This is a genomic window from Pedobacter mendelii (assembly GCF_014635725.1).
In the GTDB taxonomy this organism is placed as follows: Bacteria; Bacteroidota; Bacteroidia; order Sphingobacteriales; family Sphingobacteriaceae; genus Pedobacter; species Pedobacter mendelii.
Genome location: NZ_BMDJ01000001.1, coordinates 692,924 through 705,413, shown reverse-complemented (window position 1 = coordinate 705,413; position 12,490 = coordinate 692,924). Strand labels below are relative to the sequence as shown.

The following is a 12,490-nucleotide window of genomic DNA, read 5'->3' as shown; positions in this document are numbered from 1 at the left end:
CCAAATCTTCTTAATTGTTATGATCGAAATACAACCAAAGAATAATATTTTTAAAGTTATCGGCGCTTCATCTTTAGGTACGCTGATAGAATGGTATGACTTTTATATTTTTGGAAGTCTTGCAGTTATTATTGGTCATCAATTATTTCCTGCCGATGCAGGTGCTTCAGCCTTGATAAATACATTGGCAATATTTGCAGCTGGTTTTATTGTTCGCCCTTTTGGAGCATTGGTTTTCGGACGATTGGGCGATTTAATTGGCCGGAAATATACCTTCCTTTTAACACTTGTTTTAATGGGTGGCTCCACTTTTTTAATTGGCCTAATTCCTTCTTACAAATCTATTGGATATGCTGCCCCGATATTGGTTTTAATATTGAGATTAATTCAAGGTTTGGCTTTGGGCGGCGAATATGGTGGCGCAGCAACTTATGTGGCCGAGCATGCTCCGAAAAATAGAAGAGGTTTTTTTACCAGTTGGATTCAAACTACAGCAACACTTGGGCTATTCCTTTCCCTTGGGATAATTGTAATTACAAAGAACTTTTTAGGTGCTGAAACTTTTGCCGATTGGGGCTGGCGTGTTCCTTTCTTGCTTTCGATAGTATTGGTTGGTGTTTCAATTTATATACGCATGAAAATGCACGAATCGCCAATGTTTACCAAACTTAAATCAGAAGGAAAGGTTTCTAAAAATCCTTTAAAAGAAAGTTTTAATAATAAGGCAAACTTTAAAATGGTTTTGCTGGCATTATTTGGTGCAACCATGGGGCAAGGTGTCATTTGGTATACAGGCCAGTTTTATGCGCAATCTTTTTTAGAGAATACCTGCAAACTTGATTTCAACGACTCAAGGTACATTTTGCTTTGGGGAATTGCCTTTGCTACACCATTTTTTGTTGTATTTGGTGCATGGAGTGATAAGGTTGGGCGTAAATGGATTATGCTCATGGGAATGTTGCTGGGTATAATTTTTTACCGACCGATTTACAGAACATTTTTAAACGATACCAGTGAAGAAAATTTTGCCAAGAATGAGTTGTTTTCATCAAGCCAGGGTTTTCCCATAATTACACCATTAGCAAATCAGGTTGATAGTTTACGAAGCTTAGAAACGAAAATTTTATTTACAAATGGTACGGGTTATACTAAAGTTCAAATGGATACACTTTCGGCCACTAAAGGTGTTATATCTGCACCAGGTATGCTTAAAGATAAAATATTGCCAAAGCCAATTTTTTGGAAATTTGTTGGTTTAATCTTTTTCCAAATTTTATTAGTAACCATGGTTTATGGGCCTATAGCTGCATTTTTAGTCGAACTTTTTCCAACAAAAATTCGATATACTTCTATGTCGCTTCCTTATCATATTGGTAATGGTGTTTTCGGTGGTCTGGTTCCTTTTATTGCAACTTTAATTGCAAGTTTCTCAGGGTCCAATCCTCTTTCAGGGCTTTGGTATCCGATAGGTGTTGCAGCATTGAGTTTAGTGATTGGAACGATTTATTTATCAAACAAAAGAGATGAAAGTATTAATGATTAATTGTAAATTATGAATATGATAAAGAAATATTTAGGCTTGGCATGGATGGCTTTAGGCCCGATAGCGATGACTTTTTTATTTATGCATGCGATTGAAAAAGTTGGCTTAACCCATACGGATATTGAGCGAACGAATACAATTTTGCAATGGGGAATTATACTTTTTATTTTCTTTCCTATTAGTTTGGGTTTAATGATTTTTGGTTTTTACGCATGGAAGGGTGAATATGAAAAACTACCGGAAAATTCGCATGGCGTTTAAAGTTTTGGTTTACCACTAAACACTAATTAGCACGGAATTTACCATCATTTTCTTCGATTCTGTGTTTTTGTGGCTATTTATGATGCTACAGAATCCTCAATAATAAACCTTTTAAATACTCACCTTCCGAAAAGGAAATCCGAACAGGGTGATCTTCAGGTTGGCAAAATTGTTTAATAATTTGAACTTCTCTACCCGCATCAAGCGCAGCCCAAGCAACAATTTGTTTAAAGGTTTCGATATCAACTGCTCCTGAACAAGAAAATGTTGCAAGTAAACCACCTTTTTCTAACAACAACATACCCAATCGATTTAAATCTTTATAAGCTCTTGCTGCTCTATCTAACGCCGAACGGGAAGGTGCATATTTTGGTGGATCTAGAATAATTACATCGAACAACTCTCCTGATTCTTTAAAAACCCTAAGCTGTTTATTTACATCAGATTGTATTGCCAAAACTTTATTTACGTCGAATTTATTCAATTCTACATTTTGCCTTAATGTTTCTAATGCCAGAGCAGAGCTATCAACGCTTGTGATACTTGCAGCACCGTTTGCTAAACTATTTAAGCTAAAACCACCGCTGTAGCTAAAACAATCTAAAACACTCTTGCCATTTGTATAGCTCGCTAAAATCTTTCTGTTATCACGCTGATCGCAATAAAAACCCGATTTTTGACCTTCGGCGATATTAATATGGTATGCAATTCCATTTTCTTTAACCTCTAAAAATTCAGGTGGATTCTCGCCCCAAAGCAAACCGTTTTCTATTGGTAAACCTTCATGACCACGGGCTGTTGCGTCACTTTTATCAAAAATCCCTTTAGGGTTTAATTCTTCTTTTAAAAGCTCAACGATTTCCGTTTTTACTTTTTCTATACCCGAACTTAATATCTGAAGCGATAAGAAATCAGCATATTTATCAACGATTAAGCCAGGTAAGAAATCTGCTTCTGAAAAGACTAATCGGCAAGTATTTGTTTCAGCTGATAAAATAAACTTACGGGAAGCAATTGCCTGCTTTAACCGATTTTGATACCAGTTTTTATCAATGGTTTGAGTTTCATCCCATTCTAAAAGTCGAACTGCAACACGAGAATTGCCATTGAAATAGCCATAGGCTAGAAATTCGTTGTCAAAAGCAAATACTTTTACAACATCGCCATCTTCGGGTTTACCCTTGATTTTTTCTAAAGCACCCGAAAATACCCAAGGATGCCTTTGTAATGCTGCTTTCTCTTTACCTTTTTTTAATATGATTTCTACCATAGCGCAAAGGTAATAATTAGTTTTTAGTATGGTATTGAGTCAATCTAAACAAGTTTATGCATGAAGTACTTAAAAATTTAAGAAACACGTTACTTGAAAGTTTTCTACGTACTCACCAATTCTGTATCTAAAATTCTGATTTCAAATTCTGTAATTGGTCGTTTTGCCTCAATCATAGAGATAAGTAATTCTGTAGCGACCTGGCCAATTTCGAAGGCGGGTTGTTTAACCGATGTTAAAGACGGACTAAAAAGTTCTACCAAATTAGAATTTGTAAAGCCTGCGATTGCAATTGTATGTGCTAGTTCTGGGTTTGTTTTTTTCAAAGCCATAATAAAACCTGTTGTAAGTCGATCGGCTGATATAAAAATCCCATCAGGGTTTAATGGTAGAAGTGCTTTAACAGCTTGTTCCAACTCTTCGCTGTGCATTCCACCATGCTGGCAAAACTTAACCAACTGTGGATTAAACTCAATATTATGTTTAGCTAATGCAGCTTTATATCCTTCTAATCTTTCTTTTGTAGTAGATAAGTTTTCGGAACTTGTAAGATGTGCAATCGTTCGTTTTCCGGAATAAATAAGATGTTCAGTTGCTTCGAATGAGCCTTTGAAATTATTTGCAATAACTTTATGAGTTTCGAAATTATCGGGTACACGATCAAAAAAAACAATCGGTAAACCCTTGGCGTATAAATCTTTCAAATAATTTATATCCTGGGTTTCTGATGAAAGGGCAATTAATAAACCATCAATAGAACGTGATGCAAGGTGCTCAACATTCAGTTTTTCCTGTTTGTAAGATTCATGGCTTTGAGAAATAATTACATGGTAATCTTTATCATAAGCGATGGATTCGATACCATTTATTACTTGTGAAAAAAAGTTATTTGCAATTTCGCTTACAATAATGCCAATAGAATAACTTCTTCTTTCTTTTAAACTGCGGGCAATGGGGTTTGCCTTGTAATTTACCTGCTCTGCATATGCTAAAACAATCTTTTTTGTTTTAGCACTAATTTCGTAACGGTCTCTTAAAGCCCTAGAAACTGTAGAAGTAGAAAGTCCGAGGGCTTTAGCAATATCTTTTATTGTTGATGTTTCAAATCTCATTTTGTGAACTTGCATCCAAGTTACAAAAATATTTCTTTGATAGGATTGGCTTATTTTTTAGATGGTTTTTTTGTTTATTTAAAGCTTGACAACTTTAATACGGTAAGTCAAAAAAGTTGTCAAAGCTAAGAGCCTGTTTAAAAAATATATTTTGTGCTTAAAAAATTCGAATCGTCTCCGCTAACAATATCATTTAAGAGTTTTTTATTATTATCGGTAAGTTTGGTTGCAACCAACGAACGAATAGAGAAAGAACGTAGCGCATCTACAACAGAAAGTGTTCCTTCTGCACTATCTTTTCTGCCTGTAAAAGGAAAAGCATCAGGTCCTCGTTGGCACTGGCAGTTAATATTTACACGACTAACCTGATTTACCAAAGGATCAATCAATGAAGAAATTACTGCAGCATTGTTACTGAAAATACTTACCTGCTGGCCATGTGGCGAACCAATTAAATATTCAATAGGTTCTTCCAAATCATCAAAGGGAACAACCGGAATAACAGGGCCGAATTGCTCTTCACGATACAATTTCATATTAGCATTTATCGGATAAATAATAGCAGGATAAACAAAAGTTTCTAAGGTTTGCCCTCCATTTTTGTTTATCACTTTAGCACCATTTGCTATTGCATCATCAATGCATTCTTTTAAATACTCAGGTTTATTTAATTCAGGAAGTGGTGTTAAAGCAACGCCTTTTTCCCAAGGCATGCCAAATTTTAGTTTTTCCACTTCAGCAGATAATCGTTTTAAAAATTCTTGTGCCAAACTGCGGTGCACATAAACGATTTTAATGGCCGTACAGCGTTGTCCATTAAAAGAAAGCGAACCTAAAACAGTTTCAGAAACTGCTAAATCCAAATCAGCATCTTTAGTGATAATAGCCGCATTCTTTGCATCCAAACCTAAAATTGCCCTTAAACGATTAACTTTTGGATGCAGCTTTTTAAGTTCATTTGCAACCTTGCTCGAACCAATTAACGTAAGTACATTAATTTTCCCTGATTTCATTAAACCCGGCACAATTGTATTTCCACGACCATAAATGGTATTAACAACACCTTTAGGAAAACTTGAACGAAAAGCCTCAAGCAAAGGATAATGTAATAATGTACCATGTTTAGGTGGTTTAAATAAAAGCGTATTGCCCATGATTAAAGCAGGAATTAACGTTGTAAAAGTTTCGTTTAAAGGATAATTAAACGGCCCCATGCAAAGCACCACACCAAGCGGCGAACGACGAACTTGTGCAACAATTCCTTGCTCAATTTCGAAACGAGATGATTGCCTGTCAATATCTTTTAATGCATCAATTGTTGCGTAAATATATTCAACTGTACGATCGAACTCCTTTATCGAATCAGCATAAGATTTACCAATTTCCCACATAATTAATTTAGCAACAATGTCTTTTTGCTCAATCATTTTGTGCGTAAAGCTTTCTACGCAGCTAATGCGATTGGCTACACTCATGGTTGGCCATTGGCCACGACCATTATCGTAAGCGGCAACGGCTGCATCTAATGCTTCTGTAGATTCTTTCTCAGTACAAACAGGAAAACTTCCAATGCGCTTTCGTTTTAGACCATCAGCAGTTTTTATGCATACAGGAGAAAACACTTCATTAAAAGGGCCACTCCAGATTTTCATTTCGCCGTTAGAAAGAAATTCTTTTTGATCGATTTCTTTCTGGAGCCTAAATTCATCTGGAATCTGGCTTTCATCAACGAAAATACTTTCGAGATTTAAAGTTGTGCTCAATTTAGTTTGTTTTAGGGTTTATAATTATTGTTAATCTATCGGTTAAGTATAGGTTTTTGTGGTTTATTACAAGATGATTACAACTGGGGAGCGAAATACTCAGTCGTAATCGATAATTATTTTAGTTCGATAACTTTATATTTTGGTACAAGGGTTTTCATTACAGTCCAGCCAATTAAGTAGCAAACAGCACATATCGAAAATATGATGAAATAGCCAGCTTCTTCACCCTTAAAGCCCATAAATAAGATTTTACTTTTGCCTGTATAATCGAACAGTACCCCAGAACCCTTATTGATGATGAAAGCACCTATGCCACCTGCCATACCCCCAATTCCGGTAATGGTTGCAATTGCTTTTTTAGGAAACATATCGCCAACGGTAGAAAAAATATTAGCCGACCAGGCTTGGTGTGCGGCGCCTGCAATACCAATAATAACTACCGGAATCCAGTAAGTAATATGGCCTAAAGGTTGCGCCGCCAAAGCTAAAAGGGGAAAAAACGCAAAAATTAACATGGCTCTCATTCTACCTTCATAAGGGTTCATTCCTTTTTTATCAACAAAATAAGTTGGTAGCCAACCACCAATTATTGATAGTAAAGTAATCATATAAAGTACAAATAATGGAAGTGCACTTTGAGTAGAATCCATTCCGTAAACAGACTTTAGATAAGCTGGTGTCCAAAATAAAAAGAACCACCAAACACCATCGGTCATAAATTTACCAAAGGCAAATGCCCAGGTTTGTTTGTATTTAAAACAATCTATAAACGATACTTTTTCTTTGGTTTCTTCCACATAATCAGCAAGTTTTCTATCATTTATTACATCCTGTTGAATGTAGGCTAACTCTTCAGCACTTACTCTTTTGTGCAATTCGGGTTTATTATACACAAACACCCACAGCCCCATCCATACAAAGCCTAATGCACCAATAATGAGGAAGGCCATTTCCCAGCCGTAAGCTTTAGCAATAAATGGAATTGTAATTGGTGCAGCAAGTGCGCCCACTGTTGCCCCGGCGTTAAAAATGCTGGTTGCAAATGCCCTGTCTTTTTTAGGGAAATATTCTGCCGTTGCTTTAATTGCTGCGGGGAAATTTCCTGCTTCTCCAACGGCCAAAACAAACCTGGCGAAGATGAATAAAGTAACACTTACAGACACAACCATTCCGGTATTATTTATGCCAGCAATAATTTCTTTTGCACCTTCAAAACTTACTAACCAATTGCCTGAAATTACGCCTGAAGTTGCGATACCACAAAAAGCATGTAAGCATGCACCAACAGACCAAACACCAATTGCCCATAAGAATCCTTTTTTTGTATCCAACTTATCTACCAATCTGCCTGCAAAAAGCATAGATATGGCATAAAAAATAGAGAACAAAGCTGTTATATTTCCATAATCATTATTATCCCAATGAAATTCTGGTTTTATAAAATCAGTCCATGTTAAAGAAAGTACCTGCCTATCTAAATAATTTATTGTGGTAGCAAGAAACAGAAGCAAACATATTGTCCATCTGTATTTGCTTGTTTTTAGTTGGTTCATTTGGTTAGGTTGTTTCTTTTTATTTATTCTGCTGAATTAATTCAAGCGCTAATTTTGTGTTATCAAAAAGTTCATCGTAAAGGCCTTTGCTCATAACAGCTGCACTAATTAACTTACTGCCCATACCCACTGCACAAACACCTGATTTAAACCAGGTTTTTAAGTTTTCTGCATTAATTTCTACACCGCCAGTTGGCATAAATAATTGTCCGGCAAATAAATCTTTAATTGATGATATAAATTCAGGGCCTAAAATATTGGCAGGGAAAATTTTAATTAGCATGGCTTTATGCTCTTGCGCAATGCTAATTTCTGTTGGTGTCATACAACCAGGAATCCAAAGCATTCCAATTTTATTTGCGATTTCTGCTACCGCAGGATTAACAATTGGCGCAACGATGAAATCTGTTCCGGCTTCGATAAATGCGTTTGCATCTGCAGGAGTTTTAATGGTACCAATACCCAGATATAAATCTGGCATTTCAGCATCGCGAATTTCTTTAAGCTTTTTAAAATTTGGCAAAGCCGATTTCCCCCTGTTCGTATACTCAAAAACACGTACCCCTGCTTTGTATAAAGTTCGAAGTATTTCTATACTGCCTTCCTCACTATCCTGATAGAAAAGTGGCAACATGCCTTGCTCTAAAATAGCATCTAAAATTTTATGCTTATTGCTTATCATCGTATTATTCTTTTTTCTATGTCTGCAACTGTACTCGTAGTTGCATCGCTTGGAATATATAATTTATCGTATGCTGCTGCGGTAGCAAAGTTTAATGTTTGTTCAGTGCTTAAATTATTGTAGAAACCATAAATCAAACCTGCCATAAAGCAGTCGCCACTACCAACTTTATCTAAAATTTCTTCTGATACATATTCGGGCGAAACCGTTAATTTATCATTTGTATAAAGTGCTGTGTAATATCTAATGCCTTTACCGTTATCGAACCTGAAAGTATTTGCAACGGCTTTGCACGATGGAGACAAACTTAGTATTTCTTTTGAGGTATCGATTGCCTGTTGCAGTAACGTTTCCTTTGCATAACCTTCTGCTAGTTTTAAATCATCATGAAGCGCAGTACCCAGCATTTTATTTGCCGCCCAAACATTTCCCATAATTAGGGTGCAATATTTAGCAAGTTCGGGTAAAATCTCTAATGGGTCCTTACCGTATTTCCAAAGTTTGGCCCGGTAGTTTAAATCCAAAGAAATGGTGATATTTTTTTCTGTCGCAGCTTTTAGTGCTTCTACACATACATCAGCAATTGATTGATTAATTGCCGGGCAAATCGCACTAAAATGTAACCAGCTTACACCTTCAAAAACTTTATCCCAGTTTATCTGGCTAACTTTTAAATCGGCATAAGATGAGTTTGCCCTGTCATAAATTACACCCGCATTCTTTAAATCTTTCCCTTTTGGTAGATAGTATAAACCTAAACGTTCTCCGCTATATACGATGGGCGATGTATCAATATTTTTTTTATTTAGATAATCGGCAATTTCTTCGGTAACAGAATTTTGTGGCATTGCCGATAAGTATGCAGAGGGTACATTCCATAGGGCTAAAGCCGTTGCAACATTTAATTCCGCACCACCAATGTAAAAAGGTAACTTATTTTCCTGAAGCCAATGGCCATCCATATCCGGGCAGATGCGAAGAAGAATTTCTCCAAAGCTTAAAACTTTTTTTCCTTTTTCTAATGAGGATGAAATTTGGTTGCTCATTTATTGGTTTTATCAGGCTAATTTATTTTTGTGTTTTATTTATTTACATCATCCGCTTACCCACAGACCATCACTTGCTTTATTTCTGTCTGTGAGGACACAGACCGAGGTGTTTAAACTACAAATTGATTAAAATTTAAAGTAATTTTTTGCGTTAAAATACGAAATGTCTTGTATTATTTTTCCAATCCATTCCAAATCATTTGGCAGTTCACCTTGCTCTACATCGTTACCAAAAAGGTTACAAACTATTCTTCTAAAATATTCATGGCGAGGAAAAGAAAGGAAACTACGCGAATCAGTAAGCATGCCAACCAAACGGCTTAAAAGGCCCATGTTCGATAGTGCATTTAACTGTTTTATCATTCCATCTTTTTGATCTAAAAACCACCAGGCCGAACCAAATTGTACTTTGCCTGCAATTGAGCCATCGTTAAAGTTTCCAATCATTGTTGCGATTAATTCGTTATCTGCAGGATTAAGGTTGTAAATAATGGTTTTGGCTAATTTATCTTGCGTATCTAAACGATTTAAGAATTTAGAAAGCATTCTTGCCTGACTAAAATCACCGATAGAATCCCAGCCTGTATCAGGTCCTAACTGACTTAACATTCGGGTATTGTTGTTTCTTAAGGCGCCTAAATGGTACTGTTGAACCCAGCCTTTTTCATGATCCCATTCTGCAAAATAAACCAGCATTGCCGATTTGAACTGAAGGTTTTCCTGGTAAGAAATTACTGATTTTGTTCTTATTTTATCGAAAATTGATGTTATCTCTGCTTCTGTATAATCCTCAGCATAAATTTGTTCTAAGCCATGATCTGAAACAGAACATCCGTTTAATGCAAAATAATCATGTCGATTTTTTAATGCAGCTAGATAATCCTGAAAGCTGCTAATGGTAGAGTTTACCACCTTTTCTAGCTTATCAATATAATCGTTCAAGCCAATAAGATCATCGCTATTCATCGCCTTATCAGGGCGAAAAGCCGGTAACATTTTTAGGTTAACATTTTCATTAGCCAGTTGCTGATGAAAGTTTAAACTATCTAACGGATCATCAGTTGTACAAACCGCTTCAACGTTCATTTTCGACAATAAACCTCTTACCGAATAATCTGATGTTTGCAATTTCGATGAGCATTCATCATAAATTTTTTGAGCAGTTTTGCCAGAAAGTATTTCATTAATGCCAAAATATCGTTGTAGCTCTAGATGTGTCCAATGGTAAAGTGGATTGCGCAAAGTATAAGGAACGGTTTCTGCCCACTTTTGAAATTTTTCAAAATCAGAAGCATTGCCGGTAATGAATTTTTCATTAACGCCGTTTGCACGCATTGCTCTCCACTTATAATGATCACCTGCGAGCCATACCTGGCTAATGTTTGAAAACTGAACATTGTTTGCAATTTGCTCCGGAATTAAGTGATTATGATAATCAATAATCGGCATCGCTTTTGCAAAATCATGGTAAAGCGTTTGCGCTGTTTTAGTTTCCAGCAGGAAATTTTCGTCTAAAAAAGATTTCATTCTATGTGATTTGAGACATCCGATTTGCAACCAATGTCTTCGCTTTAAATATTTATTTTATCGTAATCACGAGGCAAATTATAAACTTACTCCGCGCTTCCATGGAATAAAATCATCTTGATTAAGCAAAACTGCTTTTGGAATTACCTCTCCACTGGCTGCTTTAATGCAATATTCCAGAATATCTTCACCCATTTCTTCTATGGTTTTTAAACCTTCTATAACTGGCCCGCAGTTGATATCGATTATGTCACCCATACGTTTTGTGAGGGCATTATTTGTAGAAACTTTTATGGTAGGGCAAACCGGGTTTCCTGTTGGTGTACCCAAACCTGTTGTAAACAAAATTAAGGTTGCGCCAGAGGCTGCTTTTCCAGTCGTTGCTTCTACATCGTTACCTGGCGTACAAACTAAATTTAAACCAGGTTTTGTCGCAGGTTCTGTATAATCTAAAACATCTTCAACTGGTGATGTGCCACCTTTTTTTGCAGCGCCCGTACTCTTTATCGCATCGGTAATTAAGCCGTCTTTAATGTTACCTGGCGATGGGTTCATATAAAAACCCGAACCAACATTTTCTGCCTGCTGATTGTAAGAGGTCATCAACTGGATAAATTTTCTTGCTGCGGTTTCATCTTTTGTACGGTCAATTAATTGCTGTTCTGCTCCACAGAGTTCAGGAAACTCTGCAAGTAAAACCGTTCCGCCTAAAGCAACCAATAAATCAGAAGTATAGCCAACAGCAGGATTAGCGCTAATACCACTAAAACCATCACTACCACCACATTTTACGCCTAAAACTAATTTGCTCAATGGAGCCGGTTGGCGTTCTATCTCGTTAATTTGTGTTAAACCGATAAAAGTTTTTCTTATTGCTTCTTTAACTAGTTGTTCTTCGCTTTGCGATTGTTGCTGTTCGAAAATAAATAATGGTTTATCAAAATTAGGACTGCGTTGTTTCAGGTCATCCATAAAATCCTGAACCTGTAAATTCTGACATCCTAAACTCAAAACAGTAATCCCTGCAACGTTCGGATGATCTGCATAAGCCGCTAATAATTTACTTAAAACGGCTGCATCCTGGCGAGTTCCGCCACAACCACCCTGATGATTTAAAAACTTTATTCCATCAACATTCTTAAAGATTCGGTTTGCTGCCGGATTAGCCTGGCCAATTGAAGCTGGATCAGCCTCTGCTAAACTTTCTCCATTTTTATAGGCATCAACCAAATGATGTGTATATGTTTTATATTTATCCGTTACCGCGTATCCTAATTCATTATGCAATGCTTCTCGGATTACATCTAAATTTCGGTTTTCGCAAAAAACAGTTGGTATAAATAACCAATAATTTGCCGTACCAACGCGGCCATCGCTGCGAATATATCCATTAAAAGTTCTTCCTTCATATTTAGCTACATCAGGTGCATGCCACTCGTAGTGATATGGGCGAAATTCGAACGGATCTGATGCATGTTTGGTGTTTTCTGTATCCATTAAACCACCTTTCAGAATAAAGCGCTGAGCCTTTCCAACTAAAACACCGTACATCATTATGGGGTCACCAATATTCATATCCTGCATAAAAAATTTATGCTTAGCCTGAATATTATCTTGTAAAACATATTCATTTCCATCGTGAATAATAGTTTCGCCTTTTGCCAAATCTTGTAAGGCAACCAATACATTATCGTTCGGATGAATTTTTAAAATTCTTGTAACCATTT

General features: G+C 36.4%; 10 protein-coding genes. 2 read left to right on the top strand and 8 right to left on the bottom strand.

Translation table 11 applies throughout. The features are described from left to right. Positions 1-19: 19 nt before the first annotated feature. Together IEV50_RS03195 and IEV50_RS03190 are read left to right on the top strand one after the other, a co-directional pair. Positions 20-1,543: an MFS transporter gene (locus tag IEV50_RS03195; RefSeq protein WP_188411790.1), complete on the top strand. Its 1,524-nt coding sequence runs from the start codon at positions 20-22 to the stop codon at positions 1,541-1,543. A 15-nt stretch (positions 1,544-1,558) separates the two neighbouring features. Then, complete coding sequence (locus IEV50_RS03190; RefSeq protein ID WP_229746599.1) at positions 1,559-1,804, top strand: DUF6814 family protein; 246 nt, start codon at positions 1,559-1,561, stop codon at positions 1,802-1,804. 85 nt (positions 1,805-1,889) lie between these two features. On the opposite strand, the gene IEV50_RS03185 is transcribed toward IEV50_RS03190, so the two are convergent. The 8 genes from IEV50_RS03185 to IEV50_RS03150 form a co-directional block, all read right to left on the bottom strand. Further along, the gene (locus IEV50_RS03185; RefSeq protein ID WP_188411788.1) at positions 1,890-3,074 is read right to left on the bottom strand and encodes a class I SAM-dependent rRNA methyltransferase; all 1,185 of its coding nucleotides are present in this window, start codon (positions 3,072-3,074) and stop codon (positions 1,890-1,892) included. Between the two features lie 104 nt (positions 3,075-3,178). Next, entirely contained in the window at positions 3,179-4,186 is a 1,008-nt protein-coding gene (locus IEV50_RS03180) for a LacI family DNA-binding transcriptional regulator (RefSeq protein WP_188411787.1), read from the bottom strand. Positions 4,187-4,323: 137 nt separating this feature from the next. Further along, positions 4,324-5,949 (bottom strand): NADP-dependent glyceraldehyde-3-phosphate dehydrogenase, encoded by a 1,626-nt coding sequence (locus IEV50_RS03175; RefSeq protein ID WP_188411786.1) that lies wholly within the window; start codon positions 5,947-5,949, stop codon positions 4,324-4,326. Between the two features lie 116 nt (positions 5,950-6,065). Next, positions 6,066-7,505, bottom strand: a complete 1,440-nt coding sequence (locus tag IEV50_RS03170) for an MFS transporter (RefSeq protein WP_188411785.1) — start codon at positions 7,503-7,505, stop codon at positions 6,066-6,068. Positions 7,506-7,524: 19 nt separating this feature from the next. Further along, the gene (locus IEV50_RS03165; RefSeq protein WP_188411784.1) at positions 7,525-8,187 is read right to left on the bottom strand and encodes a bifunctional 4-hydroxy-2-oxoglutarate aldolase/2-dehydro-3-deoxy-phosphogluconate aldolase; all 663 of its coding nucleotides are present in this window, start codon (positions 8,185-8,187) and stop codon (positions 7,525-7,527) included. Next, on the bottom strand, positions 8,184-9,233 hold the full coding sequence (locus IEV50_RS03160; protein ID WP_188411783.1) for a sugar kinase: 1,050 nt from the start codon (positions 9,231-9,233) through the stop codon (positions 8,184-8,186). Before IEV50_RS03160 ends, IEV50_RS03165 begins: the two co-directional genes overlap by 4 nt. A gap of 129 nt (positions 9,234-9,362) precedes the next feature. Continuing rightward, on the bottom strand, positions 9,363-10,763 hold the full coding sequence (uxaC, locus tag IEV50_RS03155) for a glucuronate isomerase (protein ID WP_188411782.1): 1,401 nt from the start codon (positions 10,761-10,763) through the stop codon (positions 9,363-9,365). A gap of 78 nt (positions 10,764-10,841) precedes the next feature. Continuing rightward, positions 10,842-12,488 (bottom strand): UxaA family hydrolase, encoded by a 1,647-nt coding sequence (locus IEV50_RS03150; RefSeq protein WP_188411781.1) that lies wholly within the window; start codon positions 12,486-12,488, stop codon positions 10,842-10,844. Positions 12,489-12,490 lie beyond the last annotated feature (2 nt).